Below are 18,486 nucleotides of genomic sequence, written 5' to 3'. Positions count from 1 at the left end.
AGGGTCAATGTTGTTGTGCACTCATCGCCCGGTTGCCAGCACCATGAAACAACGAGGAATCCTGGTATGAAACAGCTATCGGATCGTTTCAGGCTATCTATAGTGTTTGCTGCGCTTTTGTCATTTAACGGACTGGCCCACGCGGCCCAAACGGAAAAGACCAACATTCTGTTTATCGTCTCCGACGATACCGGCTATGGCGACCTGGGCCCCTACGGCGGTGGCGTCGGTCGAGGCATGCCCACGCCGAGCATCGATCAGTTGGCGGCAGAAGGTGTCACTTTTTACTCGTTTTATGCCCAGCCCAGCTGCACACCCGGTCGCGCGGCCATGCAAACCGGGCGAATCCCCAACCGTAGCGGCATGACGACCGTGGCCTTCCAGGGCCAGGGCGGTGGTCTGCCCGCCGCCGAGTGGACGTTGGCATCGGTGTTGAAAACCGGTGGCTACGACACCTATTTCACCGGCAAATGGCATTTGGGCGAAGCCGACTATGCGCTACCCAACGCGCAGGGTTATGACGTGATGAAATACGTCGGCCTGTACCACCTCAATGCCTACACCTACGCTGACCCGACCTGGTTCCCCGACATGGACCCGGAAACCCGCGCCATGTTTCAACGGGTGACCAAGGGTGCGTTGTCCGGCAAGGCGGGTGAAAAACCGGTCGAGGAATTCAAGATCAACGGCCAGTACGTCGACACGCCTGTGGTTGACGGCAAGCCCGGCGTGGTCGGCATTCCGTTCTTTGACAACTACGTCGAAAAAGCCGCGCTGGAGTTTCTCGACACCGCGGCCAAATCGGACAAGCCCTTTTTCATCAACATCAACTTCATGAAAGTGCACCAGCCCAACATGCCGGCACCGGAGTTCATTCATAAGTCCATGTCCAAGTCCAAGTACGCCGACTCGATCGTCGAACTCGACACTCACATCGGTCGGATCATGGACAAGCTCAAGGCGCTCGGCTTGGATAAGAACACGTTGGTGGTTTACACCACGGACAATGGTGCCTGGCAGGATGTGTATCCGGATGCCGGTTACACCCCGTTCCGCGGAACCAAGGGCACGGTGCGTGAAGGCGGTAACCGGGTGCCCGCCATTGCCGTCTGGCCAGACAAGATCAAGCCAGACACCAAAAACCACGAGTTACTCGGGGGCCTGGATTTGATGGCCACCTTCGCCTCGGTTGCCGGCGTGAAGTTGCCCGAGAAGGATCGTGAAGGTCAGCCGATCATCTTCGACAGCTACGACATGACCCCCGTACTCACTGCCAGTGGCCCTTCTCCACGCAAGGAGTGGTTCTACTTTACCGAGAACGAATTGTCGCCGGGGGCGGCCCGTGTCGGGAACTACAAGGCCGTGTTCAACCTGCGCGGCGACGATGGCGCAGTAACCGGTGGTCTGGCGGTGGACTCCAACCTGGGGTGGAAAGGCGCCGAAAAATATGTCGCCACCGTGCCGCAAGTCTTCGACTTGTGGCAAGACCCGCAAGAGCGTTATGACCTGTTCATGAACAACTTCACCGAGCGCACCTGGACGATGGTGCCGATCACGGCAGCGATCATGAAGCTGATGAAAACCTACGTCGATTACCCGCCACGCAAACTGCAAAGCATGGGTTATGACGGGCCGATCGAACTGTCGCAGTACCAGAAATTCCAATACGTACGTGATGCGCTGAAAAAAGAAGGCATCAACTTGTCGATGCCAAACGGCAACTGATCAAACAGGCGAAACAGGGCGGCTTCATCAGAGGCCGCCACTTCGCCCTGTTTGACCCTAGCGAGCCGTCACGGCTCATGCCGATTGTCTGCGCCAAGTGCCAGGGGACGTGCCGAACTGGCGCTTGAAGGCGCGACTGAACGCGGCTTCAGATTCGTAGCCGACGGCAAAGCCGATCTGCGCCACATTACCGCGACCCTCGCGCAGCTGTTGAGCCGCCACGTGCATACGCCAGAGGGTCAGGTATTGCATCGGTGGCTGTCCGACCAATGCCGTGAATCGCTCCGCAAACACCGAGCGCGACATGCCCACCTCCTGAGCCAGGGCTTCTGCCGTCCAGCTGTCGGTTGGCCGGGCATGGAGCAGCGCCAGTGCGCGCCCGATGTGCGGGTCTCGCAACCCTGCCAGCCAGCCGCGCCGCTCCGCGGGGAGGCTGGCGACATACTGGCTGACGGCCTCGACAAACAACAATTCCGAGAGCTTGGCGATGACCGTTGTCGAGCCGACGCGCCCCGCCGCTATCTCACTGACCGCGAAACGGAAGGAGCTTTCGATCCAGGCGCCCGAAGCCGTCGCGCGCAAGTCCAGTTTCAACAAGGATGGCAGCGACGACAGCAACGGACTGAAGGGCGTTTCAGAGCCGAGGAATCCGCACAATAACTGTGTGGCCTCGCCGCCCCCGCCGCAGTTGATCCGTGAAATCGCGCCGACTTCCGGCGGCTGGATAACGTCCTTCACCAGCATGGGCTCAACGCTCAGGTCGCTGCCAAACGAATGAGCGTCATTGCGCGGAAGCAGCACGAGTTCGCCGGCCCCCACGTCGATGGCGGCACCACCGTCGATGCTTATTTGCATGTGCCCCGCCGCGACAAAATGCGATGACATGACGTGTCGGGGCGCCGCCAGGAACGGGCTGCAGTCATCCGCCGAGAGCCTGCCGTTAATGCACCAGGGCGCGGTGAGCTCCGCCTCGAGGAACACCCCTCCAGACAGCCGAATCACTCGCAAAACATCAGAAAGCGCATCCAGCATGTGCCAACCCTCCCTTCCGGAGCCCGGAGCAGGTAATCAGGCGTACGGGGCATTCACGGCCGCAAAGGCGACACCTAGATTAGCACCAACGCGGACCCGGCGACCGAGACGAGCCCAGAGGCTCACCCATGGCGAAGGGTTCCGACGTCAACCGTAGCGGCCCCACAGCAGGAGATCGATATGAATACCCTCACGACCATACCCGGCCCGGATTCAGGCAATGCCGCCCGTTATGCGCAAATGGTCAAATCATCGAAAAAATCGGAATGGCAGATCGATCGCGATTTGCTCCGGGACCGTCGTTTCGACTTCTCGCGCAAATTCCTGCCCGACGGGCTGTCGCAGATCGACCGCCTGACCTTTCTCGCCGCGGACGAGGCGCGCCTGCTCAGTCAGATTCAGGGCCGGACCTATGCGTACCTCTTTGGCCTGGTCGAGCGTTTTATCAGTGCCAAGATGCTCGATCAGGGGCGCGCCCATGTCTTTGATGATCAGCTCGCCCTCGAAGCACTGGTGCGTTTTTCCAACGACGAGATCAAGCACCAGGAGCTGTTCCGGCGCATGGAAACAATGCTGGACTCGCGCTTGCCCGCAGGCTATCGCCAAGTGGCCGATGCCAACGATGTGGCGCGTGCGGTACTGGCGGCCAGCACCTGGTCGGTGCTGGCGCTGACCTGCCATATCGAGCTGTTTGTACAAACGCACTACACGAAAAGCATCGCCCCGCGCGAGGAGTTGTGCCCGCTGTTCAAGGACGTCTTCAAATTTCACTGGAAGGATGAAAGCCGGCACGTCGTACTCGATGAACTGGAGTGGAAGGCCGAGCACGCGAAACTCACGCCGGACGATTGCGACCAGGCGGTGAATGACCTGATTGCGCTGGTAGGCGCCGTCGACGCCATCCTGCAGGCACAATCGGCCGCCGATGCCGAGTACTTCATTGGCAATGTGCCCAGATCGCTCAGTGCCGACGAGACCGCGCACATCAAGGCCGGCGTGCTGGGCGCCTACCGCTGGCAATACATTATTTCGGGCGTGCAGCATCCCCACTTTGGCCGGCTGCTGACAAGCATGACCACGCCCGCACAGATGGCCAGGATTCAGGCCGCACTGGCACCGATCATGAGCCACTGAGTGACCGCGCGCGACCGACTGCCCATCGGCCGCGCGCTGCGCGATAACGTGCTGACAGCGATCTGTGGAGGATGGCGGCCATGACGATACCGATGTGGATGCTGCTGGGATTTGCGACCTGGACGTTGCTGCTGTTGATGGCCACCGTCGGCGTGTATCGCTGGGGCGCCATCCTGTTCTCGAATGTGCCGATCGCCTCTTTCCGCAGCGATCAACTCGAAGGCGAGGACTGGTATCGGCGCGGAACCAGGGCACACGCCAACTGCGTGGAAAACCTGCCGGTCTTTGCCGTCATCGTCTGGATGATTTCAGCCCTCGACATCAACGGGCCTGCGGTGAACTACTTGAGCCTGTGCGTGCTGATCGCTCGCGTGTGCCAATCGCTGGTGCACGTCTGCCATGTGCAAACCGATGCCTTCGTGGCCGTTCGGTTTACTTTCTTTAGCGTTCAGTTGCTCTGCTTTCTTGCGCTCATTGTCATCGCCGCCGTTCATGGCGGCGAAATGGCGCTCGACTTGACCCATTATTTGCATTCGTCCTGACCACCGTTTGCATCGGAATTGACCCGCACGCTTTGTAGTGGCGATGAACACTGAACGAATTTTATCCGAGGCGTAGCGCCAGCCAAAAAGCAGCGTGGCGCCGCTGTTTTTGAATCAAGGTTGCTTGCGGAAGAACAAGGTGATCTGGCCTACCTCCACCCCGAACTTGGTCATGAACGAGCGATTGATCAGGGTGTTCTTGTCCATAAGGTACATCCAGTCGTCTAACTGAACCTCATACTCCTTGCCATCCACCGGTAGCCTCAGCACGTAATTCCAGCGCAGTGTATTGCCTGCCACCTCACCAAGCGCCTCGCCCACCACGTCGCCAGCGGTTCCGCGCCACTGACTGGAGCCAACCGGGGTTAACGTCCACACTCGTTTTTGCTTCGTACCGTCGCTGTACGTAAATGATTCGTCGAGTATCAGCCTGCTACCTTCGGAGTGGCCAATGATCTCCACGTGGAAGCGCTTGGCGACCATGCCAGAACGCTTTTGAAACATGCCCCAGGCTTCAACCCGCCCCTCGAAGAATTCTCTCAACTCAAGCTTGGGCGTCTCCTGGCTGTAGGTTTGCACATCCACCCGGCTGCAACTGGCAAGGCCAATACACAGCAGCAGTATCCCTATCTTCAACATGCGCATTTCCTCAACGGTCTCAGGGTTTAGCTGCACCCAGCAATTGGGCGCGCAGCTCCGGGTTACGTGTTCGGGGGTCAAGCCATATCGAAAAAAAAGCTTTGGCGAACGCGACATCTCTCACCACATGCCGAAGGTGCTCACCGACGTAAAAACGTGCGCCTTCTCCAGGCATATAAACGCCGGTGATGCGGTCACCGGCACGCACATCGACAAACGCTTGAAACATCTCCGACTCCCAGCGGGCCATGAGCTTTGAATTCACAGTGTTGGGCGACAGGCGACGGATTTCCTTGATGCTGGCCTCCACCAGATCATCGCGACTAATGGCGCGACTGTAGGTCAGCTCCAGCGCAAAAGGCGCATCCGCATCCAGCGTTTCACCGGCAATGAGGCGTGAGCTCCAGAACTGCGCGCTGTAAATGGAAAACCCGAATACGCGCATCTCGCCGTAACCCAGCCGACGAGCATTGGGAACAGCCTCGCGCCAATCAGCAAAGAGTTCTGCGCTTTGGAGCATCAGAACAAAACAGATAGCGTGGTGGATTAAGCGGCCCGTCTGCCTGGTCATGCAAAGCCCTCGAAATGACTCAATAGGCGCCCTTAAAAGTTATACCAAATAATTATTTTGTACAGCTATCGTCTCAAACTCGACGGCACCCACAAGAACGGCCACCACCGCCCTCGGCCAAATGACTTGATTGACACGCATTCGAACGCGATCCGCGCCGAAAAAAGAGGCGAGTGACAGGCACAACGTCATGAAAATAGTCCACCCATGAGGGGTGCCAGGGGTTGGCTTTGGCACGCATTAATGATGCCGGCAGCGTCTTCTGGCGATCTGGAGGTCAGCAACAGGTGCTGAAGCGGCCATTGTCAGCTGACTTTTTAGGCCTCTCTTGCACAAAACATCTACAAACTTATCCAGTACGTACAATAAAAAGCAGAGGAAGTTTCCAATGAAGGATTGCGCGTCCTTCACGCTTTCCAGCCACTCATGAAGATCGACAGCCATAGGCAACCTGGCATCAATGTAATGGCGTTTGAATGCGCAAAGGGAGGATAAGTCCTTAATCGCAAGCGAACTCAACCGCGCACCAGATAAGCCCCTGAAGGAACCCGATCCCGCAGTTTCTTGCATTTGCCGGGTGGGGGCTGATGCCCCGGCGGGCGACCAGGAAACCAGATTCGGCATTTACCCGGTGGCGGCATGTGGCCGCGTGGAATCTCAAGTTCATCGTAGGCGGGCTCTGGCTCGACGGAAGTCATTTGCCCCGCTCCTACGGGCTGAAATCTGCCTGCCGTCGGTGAATCCGATGCCACATCTGCCTGTGCGCGGGCGAAGTTGCCCGCGTCACGCCCAGTGTCTGCAACCGATTGCTCAACCGCCGCCCTCTGCGCTTCGCGGCGCCGTTGGGTCTCCGCTTCCAGCGCTTGCCGCACTGCGACCTGATCGTCTTTGGCAGTGGGTGGAATACCCGAAGATTGAGCCTGTTGCGCCGCCTGAATCAGTTGGAAGTTGCGGTTGCGCAACTCGACGTTGCGCCCGACCCGCAGGTTCGAGCGCGCCGCCAAAGTTTCAGCCTGCTGGTATTGCCCCTGCTGAAGACGCAACACACCGAGGTAATGCAGCGTCGCGGGATTGTTCGGCTGGATATGCAGGGCACGCTCCAGCGTGGCGGCGGCTTGGTCCAGTTGGCCATTTCCATACTGCTGCGAGGCTGTTTCGATCAGGGCAGTGGATGCGCTGTTGCTTTGCGCGGTCGCACTTCGCTCGGCAGCAACCGAACAAAACGACGCGACAGCGCAGAACACCAGGATGAGGCCGGGCAGAAAACACGTGGTTGGCATCAGGGGCGGACTCGGCAGAACTCGGAAGGCACTGCCGTTAAACAGGCCACAGCGCTGCTCGGCGTTTGCGATACAGGGCGGCTATTGACCGGGCCAACACCCTGAAGTTCCTGCTGCGACGGGGGCTATTTAAACCACGGCCCTTTAGAACTTTTCCCTATTTATCGGTCTATCTGGATAGGCTCATTCGCTCGGTCAGCCCTGCCCCCGCAGGCTTGCCTCGGCCAATTGGCCACATGCCCAATGTTCAATCAGAGGTTGTCTTCGCTCATGAAATTCAATGTCCCACGGATGGTGCTTTTCGGCCTGTTCGCGTTTGCGGCAGTGAGCTCGGCATCAGCCACACCGATGAAAACCTCAACCCCTGTTTTCGCCACTGAAGTCACCGCCGTTCAGGTGCCTGCCCAGTCTGCGGAGAACCCTTGGCCGAGCCTGGCCAGCATGGCCGGCCAGCAGACGGGACCGTTACTTGCCCATGACGACCGATATTGGCGTGACGGCCGTTGGCACGATCGTAGAGACGACTGGCGCCGAGACGATTGGCGCCGGGACGACTGGCGCAGAGATAATTGGCGCAGAGAGCAAGCCCGCCGAGAAGCGGACCGTCGTGATTGGGAGCGCCGCCAGGATCGCGCCATGCAGCATCGTTACGAGGACGAGCATCGTTACTATCGTCGCTAAACAACAAGCGTAGCGGTCGCTGAAATACAGGGCTGGGGATAGTCATTCCCTTCAATCCCCAGCCTGCGACAACGGCCTGGCCACCTGTTCCAACGCCTGGCGCTCCGCCGCCCCCCCCCCAAACCGCTTGCACCCCCTCCGCCACACCCATCAGCGCAGCACCAATCAGATACCCGATCAACAAACTGCTGCGCTGCTGGGTCTGGATCAACTGGCCAAACAACGTCGGCCCGATGATGCCGCCTAGCCCGGTGCCAAACGCATAAAACAAGCGCCCCAACAGCAGCGCCCCCGACCGGGTTTTGATGCGTATTATCACGCCCAAAACTGATACGTTTATTTTCAGATATGTTGCATATAGAATTTTATTGTGTCATTTATACCTTCGCCGATCACAGGATTGATCCACCGCGCCAACCCGGATGGCGGGCACCCGAACCCTCAAATGCCCTCCAAGGAGTCAACAAAATGAACAAGACAGAACTTCTAGGTGCCCTGGCGCTATGTGCTTTCAGCTTCCTGGCACATGCCGATGACGACAGCCTGCGAATCGGTATCGAAGCCGCCTACCCACCCTTCTCCTTCAAGACACCGGAGGGCCACATCAGCGGGTTCGACTACGACATCGGCAACGCCTTGTGCGAAGAAATGAAGGTCAAGTGCGAGTGGGTCATTCAGGAGTTCGACGGCATGATCCCGTCGCTCAAAGTGCGCAAGATCGATGCCGTGCTGTCGTCGATGTCAATCACCGAAGACCGGATGAAGTCTGTGGACTTCAGCAAAAAGTACTACCACACACCGGGCAAGTTCGCGATGAAGGCCGGCAATGTGATCAATGACCCGCTGGTGGACTTGAAGGGCAAGAAAGTCGGCGTGCAACGCTCCTCGACTTACGATCGTTTTGCCACCGAGCAACTGGAAAAAGCCGGCGTCGTCGTGGTGCGTTACGGCTCACAGAATGAGGCTTTCCTCGACCTGGCCTCGGGCCGCCTGGACGCCACCCTCGCCGACATCGTCGCCACCGACGAGAGCTTTATCAAGACACCGGCAGGCCAGGGCTTCGCGCTGGTCGGGCCGGACATCAACGACCCGAAATACTTCGGCCGGGGCGCCGGGATCGCCGTGCGCAAGGGCGACACTGCCAACGTTGCGCGCCTGAGTGCCGCGATTGACGCCATTCGCACCAATGGCAAGTACCAGCAAGTGATGGCCAAGTACTTCGCGTTCGATATCTACGGCGAGTAAGCCCTACCCCAGCCCCGGGGATGGCCCGTTGCGGGCGTCTTCCGGGGCTTGTCTTGCGCGCCTCGCGGCGCTCGCTTGAGGAACTTCATCATGCTCCACGGCTACGGATCGAGCATTCTCGATGGCGCCTGGCTGACCATCAACCTGGCCCTGACCTCCATGTCCCTGGCGATTGCCCTGGGCCTGATTGGCGCGGCATTGCGGCTGTCACCGCTCAAATGGCTGGCCCTGCTCGGGGAAAGCTACACCACCGTGATTCGCGGCATTCCAGACCTGGTGCTGATCCTGCTGATCTTCTATGGCGGCCAGGATCTGGTGAACCGCATGGCCCTGGCGCTCGGTTACACCCGCTATATCGACATCAACCCCTTTGTCGCGGGCGTCTGCACCATGGGCTTCATTTTTGGCGCCTACCTCTCGGAAACCTTTCGCGGCGCTTTCATGGCAATACCCAAAGGTCAAGCCGAGGCTGGTGTGGCTTATGGAATGGGCGGTGCGCAGGTGTTCTGGCGAATTCTGGTGCCGCAGATGATTCGTATCGCCATTCCCGGGTTCACCAACAATTGGTTGGTACTGACCAAATCCACCGCGCTGATTTCGGTGATCGGCTTGCAGGACATGATGTTCAAAGCCAAAAACGCTGCGGATGCCACACACGAGCCGTTCACGTTTTTCCTCGCAGTGGCGGCGCTGTACTTGATGCTCACCAGCCTGTCCTTGCTGGTGCTGCGCTATCTGGAAAAACACTACTCGGTCGGCATCAAAGCCGCCGAATTGTGAGGGGGAACCGCCCATGATTCTCGACTACAACCTGATCTGGGAAAACCTGCCGCTGTACTTCAATGGCGCCTTGTTAACCCTCAAAGTCTTGCTCATTTCCCTGGCCCTGGGTTTGGTATTAGCGATACCCCTGGCACTGATGCGGGTTTCACGATCGCCACTGATCAACTTGCCGGCCTGGCTCTACACCTACGTGATTCGCGGCACACCAATGCTGGTGCAATTGTTCCTGATCTATTACGGCCTGGCGCAGTTCGAAACCGTTCGCCAAAGCGTGCTCTGGCCTTACCTCTCCAGCGCCACCTTTTGCGCGTGTCTGGCCTTCGCGATCAACACCAGTGCCTATAGCGCGGAACTGCTGGCCGGCAGTTTGAAATCCACGCCCCCCGGCGAGATCGAGGCCGCCAGAGCCGTGGGCATGTCCCGCCAGACCCTGTACCGCCGCATTCTCCTGCCATCGGCCTTGCGCCGGGCATTGCCGCAGTACAGCAACGAAGTGCTGATGATGCTGCAAACCACCAGCCTCGCGTCCATCGTCACCCTCGTCGACATCACCGGAGCCGCGCGGACTGTCAGCTCACGGTTCTATTTACCGTTCGAGGCGTTTATCACCGCCGGCCTCATCTACCTCGTCCTGACTTTCATTCTGGTGCGTCTGTTCAAGTTGGCCGAGCGCCGCTGGCTGGCGTATCTGGCACCGCGCAAGCACTAAGGAACTGCTATGGAGCACATTCAATACCGCTTGCCGTGGAGTGCATCGGGCACCGAACGCACGCTGACGCTGTTTCGTTTTGGCAGTGGCACACGCAAAGCGTACATCCAGGCTTCATTGCATGCCGATGAACTGCCGGGGATGCGCGTCGCTGTCGAGCTCAAGCGCCGTCTTCTGGAACTGGAGGCACAAGGCCGTCTGAGCGGGGTGATCGAGTTGGTGCCCCTGGCCAATCCGATCGGTATCGCCCAGATGTTCCAGGCCACCCATCAGGGGCGATTCGAGTTCTCCAGCGGCAAAAACTTCAATCGCGACTTCCCGGAGTTGGTTGATGTTGTTGCACCGCGGCTGGAGGGCCAATTGGGAGACGACGCCGCCGCCAACATCGCCCTCATCCGCCGTGCCATGGTAGATGCCCTCGGCGCCATGCCGGTAGCGAGCTCGGAACTCGACGGCCTGCGTCGCCTGTTGCTGCAGCAGGCCTGCGACGCCGATGTGGTGCTGGACCTGCACTGCGATTTCGAATCGATCATGTTGTTGTATGCGATGCCGCAACACTGGCCACGCCTGCAATCACTGGCCGCACGCCTCGGCGCCGGGGTCACGCTGCTGGCCGAAGGTGCGGGCGGCAGCGCGTTCGACGAAGCCTGCGCCATTACCTGGTTACGCCTGGCTGAGCGCTTTCCTGAAGCCAATATTCCGCTGGCGTGCGCGGCGACCACCATCGAATTGCGTGGCATGGCAGACACCGAACGCGAGCAATGTGTCGACAGCGCACACGCCATTCTCGGGTACCTCGCCGATCAAGGCCTGATCAGCGGTGACTGGCCTGCGGCACCGCCGAGCCATTGCCAGGCCGTGCCCTTCGCTGGCGCGCAGTACGCCTGTGCGCCGCATCCCGGCGTGGTGAGTTTTCTGCAACCGCTGGGTGCGCAGGTCAAAGTCGGCGATCCGCTGTTCGAAGTCATCGACCCGCTGACCGACCGCCATAGCGTGGTGCGAGCCAGCACCGACGGCATTCTTTATGCCCGCGAACGGCTGCGCTTTGCCCAGCCTGGATTGTGGCTGGCCAAGGTTGCCGGCTCTACCCCCATTCGCCAGGGTCGCTTGCTTAGCGACTGACTCCAGAGAGTTCAAACCATGTACAAACTTGAAGTTCAGGACCTGCATAAAAGTTACGGTGCGCATCAGGTGCTCAAGGGCGTGTCCTTGCAAGCTCAGGCCGGTGACGTGATCAGCATCATCGGTTCCAGCGGCTCTGGCAAAAGTACGTTCCTGCGCTGCATCAACCTGCTGGAGCAACCCAATGCGGGCAACATCGTGCTCAATGGCGAACCGCTCAAACTGGTGACCAACACACTTGGCGGGCTCAAAGCGGCCGAACCCAAGCAGTTGCAACGCATGCGTTCGCAGCTGTCGATGGTGTTCCAACACTTCAACCTTTGGTCCCACATGAGCGCCCTGGAAAACGTCATGGAAGCCCCGGTGCATGTGCAGGGTCTGGGCAAGAAAGAGGCACGGGAGAAGGCTGAGCACTACTTGGCCAAAGTCGGTGTGGCACACCGCATGAACGCCTGGCCGGCGCATATGTCCGGTGGCGAGCAACAGCGCGTGGCCATTGCCCGCGCACTGGCGATGGAACCGCAAGTGATGCTGTTTGATGAGCCGACGTCGGCGCTCGACCCCGAGCTGGTCGGCGAAGTGCTTAAAGTCATGCAGGATCTGGCGCAGGAAGGCCGGACCATGGTGGTGGTGACTCACGAAATGGGCTTTGCCCGCGAGGTCTCAAACCAACTGGTGTTCCTGCACAAAGGCGTTGTCGAAGAGCGCGGCGACCCGCGTGAGGTGCTGGTCAATCCGCAATCCGAACGCCTTCAGCAGTTTCTGGCCGGGAGTTTGAAGTAACACCGCTACGGCTCGGCGGTGCCCTGACAGGGTTGGCTTCGGATACACTCCAGCCAACCTTGTCAGGGCATCAGGCACAGCCCTTCTCTTACCTTCAGGAATTGTTGAGCCGGATATGCCCACCCCTTCGAAAGACACCACAGTCTACGCCGCGCCGGTCATGCAAAAACTGACGGAAATCGTTGCCGAACTGCCTCCATCACTGCGCAAGGTGGCGGACTTCATCCTGCGTCACCCGCTCAAAGCCGCGACCCTGACCATCGAGGAAATGGCTCACGAAACATTGACCTCACCCGCCGCCGTCAACCGTCTGGCTAAAGCGCTGGACCTCGGTGGTTACAGCGGCATGAAGGCCGAACTGGTCGCAACGTTGCAGCAGATGGTGTCGCCGGTCGACAAATTGCGCAACGAACTGGCCCATCGCCCGGGCGGCGCATTTGGGCTGCATGAACAACTCCAGAGTGCCAGCAGCAACCTGGCCACGGCGGTGACCAACAACCACGCCGACACCTTTGAAGCGTTCGTCACCCGCCTGACCACGGCACGCAAAATCTACATTCTGGGGTTCGGTAACAGTGTTTACTTCGCCGGCCTCGCCGCCTCGACCCTGGTGCCCTTTTGTGCCGACGCCGCGGCCATCAGCATGGAGGGCGGCAACGAAAATGCCGCGTACCGACTGGCCGCGATCACCGACCAGGACGTTTTGCTGGCGATCTCCCTGCCGCGCTACTCCCTCGACACCCTGCAACTGGCCCGCTTCGCCAACGAACGTGGCGCATCGGTGCTGGCCATTACCGACTCACCCGCCTCCCCCCTCACCGGCATCGCCGAGCACACGCTATTTGCGCCGTGCGACCACCCTGTACTGACCAGTTCCAACATCGCCGTGCTGGCCTTGATCGAAGGCTTGGTCGCCGGCGTGATGGCGCGCAATAAAGAGGCGGTGAAGCTGGCGACAGAATTGACTGAAAGCGTGATGTCGTACCTGCATTTCCCTAACAGCGGAAAGCCTGCGAAAAAGTGATTTCGTTCGTTTTTGCCTGATCGATCGGCGCAGGAACTCTGTTCGACATTTGATGCGTTTAAACAGGCTTCCGGTCGTACGTTTAAAGACACTCGGTGTAACGTCCTAACGGCTACAACGCCTTGCGCCATCGCCTACGGGTAAGACAGAATCCGCCGGCTTGTGCGGCTACGGGGTGGGCTATATCGTTTTCCGGTCACTGCAAAACAGTGATCGGGTTTGGTAGCCCGCCTCGAAACAATCGCATGACGACACCTTTTTCGGTCTCTTTTTTGGGACTCAGCTTTATGGTGGTCATGCGTGGGGCTCCATTGTGAGCGCCGGGTTTCCTGTTTCGACCGGTCTACCAACCCACGCATGGCCGCCACCCTTCGTTTGGTAGCGAGGGTGATGGCTCCTCTTTGTTATTCGAAACAGGATTCATCTATGTGCAAACCAACACCCAACCCACCGGAAACCGATCCGGCATCGCCCTACGAATCGCTCGATTCGAAAAAACTCCACGAAGCCGCCGAACGCGCCCTCGACCATTACCTCAACCCGGCTGCCCAGATCATGGCCAGCAACCACGAACCCGAACCGATGTTCCTCGCCAATCCCAAGTGCAACACCGAATCCCTGCTGGTCAACGCCAGCGAATCACTGGGCTCGGCGACCACGATGCTGAGTAATTTGGCGGCGTTGTTGGAGAATTCACACCGCAAGACGCTGCTGGGGATTACGCAGGTGGTGATGTTGGGGGAGTTGGCGGTGAATCAGGCGTTGGATAAGGTTGAGTTGAAGGAATAAGGGCTTGCCTCTGTGGCGGGAAAATGGGTTCTCGCCACAGAGGGGGATGTGACTAGGCATGTGCATGCATGATTGATCGGCTTTCGGGCAAAATCGAATCTTTACTGACTGCTAACGACTGTGGATTCAACCGGTTGAATCCACAGCCATAGCGGACACTCGAGGAGTGTTTTCTTGGTCTTTCTTGATCCGGCGGCGCCATTCGGCGGAAACACACCCTCGGGGATCAGACGAGAACTTGGCAGTGCCTTTATCGAGGACTATACAGAGCTCAAATCAGTGAGCCAGATCCTTCGACAAAATCTGGATAGCCCAAAGCATCTCGCCACGTTGGATTGATGGGCTTATAAAATTATAAATCCGCAGCGGCAGCACAATTCAAGCTTCATTGATTTCATTGGCCCGGCGAATAGCGCCTCTTTATTTTGACGAATTACGAGGATCGTCATGACTATCAATATATTCAAGACCTAGCGGACCCACTCCATAAACTTGAGATATATATTCTCCAGACTTAGCCCAATGAAAGTGCGGAGTATTCGCCGGAAGTACCACCACGCTACCGGGCCCATAAGCAACTAACTTGCTCGAGTCAAATACAGCGCCAAAACCAATATAAAACACACCAGATATCACAGTGTATATGCGGTCTTCCGGATGTGTATGGGGCATTAGTTTAGTGCCGCTCGGAACTTTAACACGCACAACGTAGGGCGCTGGCTTACCTGGATCACCGACCAGAACAGCCAGCTTTACTTCTTTCGGGAATGCAGGAAAGCTATGCCACTCCACATCTTCATTATACAACGCACCGGTTTTACCGAGCGGTAATGGTTGCGCTTGAACGTGCGCCATTGCGGCACCCACGACAAGCAGGGTTGTCAGGCAAGTAGCCTTCATAATAATCTCAATCATAAAAACCACCTTAGCCATGCATTAATAAATCGGCATCGACACTTTTAGCCTAATAAGCAAGTCGTGGCGAGTTACCGCTGAAAACAGAAACATCATGCCCAGCTTATTGATAGATCACTCTTGTGATGATATCGCTGACGCGATCTTCAGTTGATACGCAATGTAATCAATTCAAGCTGCAAAAGTGTGCTCTAGACTGATTTGACTGCGGAGCAAAACCAAACGTGATATTTCGAAACGAGCGCCTCATTTCACACCGACAGTTCATTGCAGGGACAAATAATCAGGCTGCAGCGAGCCCGCCATCAATCAGGTAGATCGCGGCAGAAAACGTCACGATCGACAGCACGGTACTGACCAGAATGCTTGTCGCAGCTTCACTCTGATAGGCACCGGTCTGGTTCGCAAACATCGCCGGGATCGTCGCCGACGGAAGTGCGCACAGTAGAATCATCTGTTGTGCGTAAAGCCCATGGGTGCCCAGCAAAACAGTGGCCGCAAACATCAATACAGGGTGAATGAACAGCTTAAGCCCAAGATTGGTCCATACTTCACCCGACATTTTCAGTTTCTCCGACGACATGATCAATCCAAGGCAAAGCAGCGATACGCCGGGCGTCGCCTTGCCAAGGAGATTGAGTGACTCCGCCGCAATGGGAGGCAGCTTGAACTGAAGCAGAGAAATAATGATGCCCAGCGCCGGAGCCCACATCAGCGGGCGGCGCACCGCGCCGGACAAGCTCGACACGAACGCCTGGGCGCCACTGCCCTTTCCATCGGCAATGGTGAGCAACATGGTGGTCAGCGGGATCATCACCAGGCTCGCGATCAGGTTCAGCACCAGCACCGAATAGATACTGCCCGCGCCGTACATCGCGGCGAGTATAGGGATGCCCATGAAGGCAGCATCAGGATAACCATTGACGAAGCCCTTGAGCGTTGCAACCTTGAGATCGCGAGTGCTGTACCAGCCGATCACCAGCGCTATCGTGTACATACCCATGATGCCGATGAACGTGGCCACGACAAACTTGAAGTCGAACAGTTGCTCACGAGGCGTGCTTGCCATCCCGACAAAAAGCAGCGCCGGGAATATCCAGCCGAGCACCAGTCGGCTGATCAGCAGGCTGTCTGAATGGGTAAGCCGTCCGCGCTTGCCGGCGATATAGCCAAGCGCGATCACAAAGGCGACGGGTAAAATTGGCCCTACGATTCTGTCTAACATGTCTTCAATCCTCGTATTTATTTTTATCAAGAATGTCGTCGTGGCTGTTGGAGGCCGACGCCGTGACTGTCGCATCGGCGTCGATCAAACGCGGTAATGACCATGTGGCCTTTGCGGTCAGGGTTTGAAGCGGTAGTCGCGAATGACATCTTCGTCCGGCTCGATGCCGAGTCCCGGCCCTTGCGGCACGTCGATCCGGCCGTTACGCGGAATGATGGCGTCGCCGTAGAGTTGTGCTTCGAGATCAAAGTAACGCCACTCGACCAGTGACTTCGCGCCACCCAAGGCCGCGCTGCCATGCACAGCGGCCAGCAGGCCGGGACCGTCATAGAAGGCATGGACCATCACGGTGACGCCATGGGCGTTGGCCAACGCATAGACTTTTTGCAGTTCGGTAATGCCGCCCATTTTTGCCGGGCTGGGCTGAACAAAATCCACCGCGCCGGCTTCAAGCAGGTGCTGGAAGTCCATGAGCGTCGACGCGTTCTCACCGGCAGCGACAGGAATGCCGCCGTGTTTGCGCACCCGCGCCAGCCCCGAATAGTCTTCTGGCGGCCACACCGGCTCTTCGATCCAGCGCAGATTTAGCGGGCGAAGCTTCTCGGTCATATCCAGTGCTTCGCGCACGCTCCAGGGGGCGTTGACGTCGAGGGTGATTTCCACGCCGGGACCTGCGGCTTCGCACGCGGCACGGATGACATCGGGATCGACCTCATGCAGCTTGAGATGCTTAAAGCCGCTGTTGACCGCGCGCCGCACATTGATGCGAATGAGTTCGGGATCGGCGTAGCGGATCAGGCTGGCATACGCCGCCAGCGAAGTGGCCTCACTGCCGCCAAGCAACTGGTAGACCGGTTTGCCGGCCGCTTTGCCAGCGATGTCCCACAGCGCGATATCAATTGCCGACAAGCCATATATGAACGAACCGCTGCGACCGAAGACGTGAAATTTCTTCTGTAAGTCGCCCTGCAGTTTCTCGCGCCGGGTGGCATCTCTGCCGATCAGTTCTGGCGCCAGGATCGTGTCGATCACGACTTTTACTGCAGGTATCGCGGTGAAGCCGAAGGTTTCGCCCCAACCGACGATGCCGTCATCCGTGGTGATTTTGACCACGAGGGAATCGACCATCTGCAGGTCTTTCGGCCCCCAGACGCCCCCTGCCGACTTGCCACCCGTGGTAAAGGGAATCCGAAGCGGAATGGTTTCAATGCTGGCAATTTTCATAAGACTGCGCCTCAAGCAGGTTGCAAAGCTGGCGTGGCGATTTTCAATGTCGTTCACGTCAGGGGTTGGGGACAACGTACATAACGTCCTGATGTCCTTCAACTGAACAACTTGATGTTTTTCAGCCTTTGAGTCACGACAGTCTTAAGCCATTGTTTTTATTTACTTTTAAATTAATGCTAATGGGGAATTTCAGTTGTTACTTACTGGAACAAGTCTTCTGATGTAGATTAAGAAGACAAGTGAGAAGGATGAACGAGCATGAGCGAAATGAACGTACAACCCGTGGAGCGGCGACCTCATCTTGCCGAGCACATTGCCCGCTCGTTGAGCGATGAGATTGCCTCCGGCAGGCTACGACCGGGGGACCGCTTGCCGACCGAACAGTTTCTCTCGCAAAACTTCGGCGTCAGCAGAAACGTGGTACGGGAAGGAATCGCGACCCTACGAGCGCAAGGGCTGATCCAGTCACGCCAGGGTGTAGGCGTATTCGTCTCGGCCGCACCCCAATCGCCGGAGCCTTTAGTAGCGCATGAGAGTGCGCCTTTTCTGGACGGTGACGACACGATCCGCAACATGTTCGAGGTGCGGGCCGTACTGGAAAGCCAGGCCGCCGCGCTTACGGCGTCGACTATGACGCCCCGCAAGTTGAAGACGATTCAGGCGGCGGTGCTGCGGATGCAATACGAAGGAGAACCGACGCTGGACACTGTCAACGCTGACCTCGACTTTCATCGGGCCGTGGCCGCAGCGTCAGGCAACGACTATCTCGAGACGATGATTCGCACGGTGCTTGAGCCAATGCGGGCACTGATCACCATGAACTTTGCACGGCGAGGCCCTGTGTTCAGCAATATTCCGCATGCCGCACGCGGGGAGCATGAAGAGCTCGTACAGGCGTTCATCGACCGCAATGCAACGGCGGCGCGCCAGATTATGGGGCAGCATATCGTTAGCGCAGCATCACGATTCGGCTACGACATTAAATTCTTCTAGCGCACCGACTGCCCAATGGCAGTTGTTTTCTTGTCCTACAAGAAAGACACAGGATGTGGCCTTCGAC

General features: G+C 58.0%; 19 protein-coding genes and 1 pseudogene. 12 read left to right on the top strand and 8 right to left on the bottom strand.

Annotated features, from left to right (window positions below; all coding sequences use genetic code 11):
- Positions 1-66 precede the first annotated feature (66 nt).
- Positions 67-1,725 carry an arylsulfatase gene (locus D882_RS0121745; protein WP_027925183.1) on the top strand — a complete coding sequence of 553 codons (1,659 nt, stop codon included), beginning with the start codon at positions 67-69 and terminating at the stop codon, positions 1,723-1,725.
- A 75-nt stretch (positions 1,726-1,800) separates the two neighbouring features.
- Here the strand turns inward: D882_RS0121745 and D882_RS0121740 are convergent, their stop codons facing one another.
- Complete coding sequence (locus tag D882_RS0121740; RefSeq protein WP_027925182.1) at positions 1,801-2,757, bottom strand: AraC family transcriptional regulator; 957 nt, start codon at positions 2,755-2,757, stop codon at positions 1,801-1,803.
- 180 nt (positions 2,758-2,937) lie between these two features.
- Between D882_RS0121740 and D882_RS0121735 the strand changes: the two genes are divergently transcribed.
- Positions 2,938-3,891: a diiron oxygenase gene (locus D882_RS0121735; protein ID WP_027925181.1), complete on the top strand. Its 954-nt coding sequence runs from the start codon at positions 2,938-2,940 to the stop codon at positions 3,889-3,891.
- Between the two features lie 80 nt (positions 3,892-3,971).
- Positions 3,972-4,433 (top strand): MAPEG family protein, encoded by a 462-nt coding sequence (locus D882_RS01000000131330; protein ID WP_050590225.1) that lies wholly within the window; start codon positions 3,972-3,974, stop codon positions 4,431-4,433.
- Positions 4,434-4,547: 114 nt separating this feature from the next.
- On the opposite strand, the gene D882_RS0121725 is transcribed toward D882_RS01000000131330, so the two are convergent.
- The 3 genes from D882_RS0121725 to D882_RS0121710 form a co-directional block, all read right to left on the bottom strand.
- Positions 4,548-5,072 (bottom strand): DUF3833 domain-containing protein, encoded by a 525-nt coding sequence (locus D882_RS0121725; protein WP_027925180.1) that lies wholly within the window; start codon positions 5,070-5,072, stop codon positions 4,548-4,550.
- A 19-nt stretch (positions 5,073-5,091) separates the two neighbouring features.
- Positions 5,092-5,643: a chalcone isomerase family protein gene (locus D882_RS0121720; protein WP_027925179.1), complete on the bottom strand. Its 552-nt coding sequence runs from the start codon at positions 5,641-5,643 to the stop codon at positions 5,092-5,094.
- 515 nt (positions 5,644-6,158) lie between these two features.
- Positions 6,159-6,923 (bottom strand): tetratricopeptide repeat protein, encoded by a 765-nt coding sequence (locus D882_RS0121710; protein WP_027925177.1) that lies wholly within the window; start codon positions 6,921-6,923, stop codon positions 6,159-6,161.
- A 270-nt stretch (positions 6,924-7,193) separates the two neighbouring features.
- Between D882_RS0121710 and D882_RS1000000132230 the strand changes: the two genes are divergently transcribed.
- On the top strand, positions 7,194-7,604 hold the full coding sequence (locus D882_RS1000000132230; protein WP_081743996.1) for a hypothetical protein: 411 nt from the start codon (positions 7,194-7,196) through the stop codon (positions 7,602-7,604).
- A 51-nt stretch (positions 7,605-7,655) separates the two neighbouring features.
- Here the strand turns inward: D882_RS1000000132230 and D882_RS1000000133245 are convergent.
- A pseudogene (locus D882_RS1000000133245) lies at positions 7,656-7,875 on the bottom strand (MFS transporter); the annotation flags it as partial.
- A 197-nt stretch (positions 7,876-8,072) separates the two neighbouring features.
- Between D882_RS1000000133245 and D882_RS0121700 the strand changes: the two are divergent.
- The 7 genes from D882_RS0121700 (at position 8,073) to D882_RS0121665 (ending at position 14,059) form a co-directional block, all read left to right on the top strand.
- Positions 8,073-8,849: an ABC transporter substrate-binding protein gene (locus D882_RS0121700; RefSeq protein ID WP_027925175.1), complete on the top strand. Its 777-nt coding sequence runs from the start codon at positions 8,073-8,075 to the stop codon at positions 8,847-8,849.
- A 90-nt stretch (positions 8,850-8,939) separates the two neighbouring features.
- The gene (locus D882_RS0121695; RefSeq protein ID WP_027925174.1) at positions 8,940-9,629 is read left to right on the top strand and encodes an ABC transporter permease; all 690 of its coding nucleotides are present in this window, start codon (positions 8,940-8,942) and stop codon (positions 9,627-9,629) included.
- Positions 9,630-9,642: 13 nt separating this feature from the next.
- Positions 9,643-10,341, top strand: coding sequence for an ABC transporter permease (locus D882_RS0121690; protein WP_027925173.1), 699 nt, complete (start codon positions 9,643-9,645; stop codon positions 10,339-10,341).
- Between the two features lie 9 nt (positions 10,342-10,350).
- Positions 10,351-11,463 carry a succinylglutamate desuccinylase/aspartoacylase family protein gene (locus D882_RS0121685; protein ID WP_027925172.1) on the top strand — a complete coding sequence of 371 codons (1,113 nt, stop codon included), beginning with the start codon at positions 10,351-10,353 and terminating at the stop codon, positions 11,461-11,463.
- Between the two features lie 18 nt (positions 11,464-11,481).
- Positions 11,482-12,246, top strand: a complete 765-nt coding sequence (locus D882_RS0121680) for an ABC transporter ATP-binding protein (protein WP_027925171.1) — start codon at positions 11,482-11,484, stop codon at positions 12,244-12,246.
- A gap of 115 nt (positions 12,247-12,361) precedes the next feature.
- The gene (locus D882_RS0121675; protein WP_027925170.1) at positions 12,362-13,270 is read left to right on the top strand and encodes a MurR/RpiR family transcriptional regulator; all 909 of its coding nucleotides are present in this window, start codon (positions 12,362-12,364) and stop codon (positions 13,268-13,270) included.
- A gap of 426 nt (positions 13,271-13,696) precedes the next feature.
- The gene (locus D882_RS0121665) at positions 13,697-14,059 is read left to right on the top strand and encodes a DUF6124 family protein (RefSeq protein ID WP_027925169.1); all 363 of its coding nucleotides are present in this window, start codon (positions 13,697-13,699) and stop codon (positions 14,057-14,059) included.
- 420 nt (positions 14,060-14,479) lie between these two features.
- Here D882_RS0121665 and D882_RS1000000132220 read toward each other — a convergent pair whose 3' ends face one another.
- The 3 genes from D882_RS1000000132220 to D882_RS0121655 all read right to left on the bottom strand — a co-directional run bounded on the left by D882_RS1000000132220 (position 14,480) and on the right by D882_RS0121655 (position 17,423).
- Positions 14,480-14,974, bottom strand: coding sequence for a cupin domain-containing protein (locus D882_RS1000000132220; RefSeq protein ID WP_081743995.1), 495 nt, complete (start codon positions 14,972-14,974; stop codon positions 14,480-14,482).
- 283 nt (positions 14,975-15,257) lie between these two features.
- Positions 15,258-16,199, bottom strand: a complete 942-nt coding sequence (locus D882_RS0121660; protein ID WP_027925168.1) for an AEC family transporter — start codon at positions 16,197-16,199, stop codon at positions 15,258-15,260.
- A 117-nt stretch (positions 16,200-16,316) separates the two neighbouring features.
- Positions 16,317-17,423: a mandelate racemase/muconate lactonizing enzyme family protein gene (locus tag D882_RS0121655; RefSeq protein ID WP_027925167.1), complete on the bottom strand. Its 1,107-nt coding sequence runs from the start codon at positions 17,421-17,423 to the stop codon at positions 16,317-16,319.
- A gap of 261 nt (positions 17,424-17,684) precedes the next feature.
- Between D882_RS0121655 and D882_RS0121650 the strand changes: the two genes are divergently transcribed.
- Complete coding sequence (locus D882_RS0121650; RefSeq protein WP_027925166.1) at positions 17,685-18,419, top strand: FadR/GntR family transcriptional regulator; 735 nt, start codon at positions 17,685-17,687, stop codon at positions 18,417-18,419.
- Positions 18,420-18,486: the final 67 nt, after the last annotated feature.

Origin of the sequence: Pseudomonas sp. URMO17WK12:I12 (assembly GCF_000514395.1) — a bacterium.
GTDB classification, from domain to species: Bacteria; Pseudomonadota; Gammaproteobacteria; order Pseudomonadales; family Pseudomonadaceae; genus Aquipseudomonas; species Aquipseudomonas mucoides.
Note: the sequence above shows the minus strand (reverse complement) of the source record. Positions and strands in the feature narration are given on the sequence as shown.

Bases quoted from the DNA above. Each gene is read 5' to 3' on its own strand.
- D882_RS0121745 (WP_027925183.1), top strand. From the start codon at position 67: ATGAAACAGCTATCGGATCGTTTCAGGCTATCTATAGTGTTTGCTGCG.
- D882_RS0121740 (WP_027925182.1), bottom strand. From the start codon at position 2,757: ATGCTGGATGCGCTTTCTGATGTTTTGCGAGTGATTCGGCTGTCTGGA.
- D882_RS0121735 (WP_027925181.1), top strand. From the start codon at position 2,938: ATGAATACCCTCACGACCATACCCGGCCCGGATTCAGGCAATGCCGCC.
- D882_RS01000000131330 (WP_050590225.1), top strand. From the start codon at position 3,972: ATGACGATACCGATGTGGATGCTGCTGGGATTTGCGACCTGGACGTTG.
- D882_RS0121725 (WP_027925180.1), bottom strand. From the start codon at position 5,072: ATGTTGAAGATAGGGATACTGCTGCTGTGTATTGGCCTTGCCAGTTGC.
- D882_RS0121720 (WP_027925179.1), bottom strand. From the start codon at position 5,643: ATGACCAGGCAGACGGGCCGCTTAATCCACCACGCTATCTGTTTTGTT.
- D882_RS0121710 (WP_027925177.1), bottom strand. From the start codon at position 6,923: ATGCCAACCACGTGTTTTCTGCCCGGCCTCATCCTGGTGTTCTGCGCT.
- D882_RS1000000132230 (WP_081743996.1), top strand. From the start codon at position 7,194: ATGAAATTCAATGTCCCACGGATGGTGCTTTTCGGCCTGTTCGCGTTT.
- D882_RS0121700 (WP_027925175.1), top strand. From the start codon at position 8,073: ATGAACAAGACAGAACTTCTAGGTGCCCTGGCGCTATGTGCTTTCAGC.
- D882_RS0121695 (WP_027925174.1), top strand. From the start codon at position 8,940: ATGCTCCACGGCTACGGATCGAGCATTCTCGATGGCGCCTGGCTGACC.
- D882_RS0121690 (WP_027925173.1), top strand. From the start codon at position 9,643: ATGATTCTCGACTACAACCTGATCTGGGAAAACCTGCCGCTGTACTTC.
- D882_RS0121685 (WP_027925172.1), top strand. From the start codon at position 10,351: ATGGAGCACATTCAATACCGCTTGCCGTGGAGTGCATCGGGCACCGAA.
- D882_RS0121680 (WP_027925171.1), top strand. From the start codon at position 11,482: ATGTACAAACTTGAAGTTCAGGACCTGCATAAAAGTTACGGTGCGCAT.
- D882_RS0121675 (WP_027925170.1), top strand. From the start codon at position 12,362: ATGCCCACCCCTTCGAAAGACACCACAGTCTACGCCGCGCCGGTCATG.
- D882_RS0121665 (WP_027925169.1), top strand. From the start codon at position 13,697: ATGTGCAAACCAACACCCAACCCACCGGAAACCGATCCGGCATCGCCC.
- D882_RS1000000132220 (WP_081743995.1), bottom strand. From the start codon at position 14,974: ATGATTGAGATTATTATGAAGGCTACTTGCCTGACAACCCTGCTTGTC.
- D882_RS0121660 (WP_027925168.1), bottom strand. From the start codon at position 16,199: ATGTTAGACAGAATCGTAGGGCCAATTTTACCCGTCGCCTTTGTGATC.
- D882_RS0121655 (WP_027925167.1), bottom strand. From the start codon at position 17,423: ATGAAAATTGCCAGCATTGAAACCATTCCGCTTCGGATTCCCTTTACC.
- D882_RS0121650 (WP_027925166.1), top strand. From the start codon at position 17,685: ATGAGCGAAATGAACGTACAACCCGTGGAGCGGCGACCTCATCTTGCC.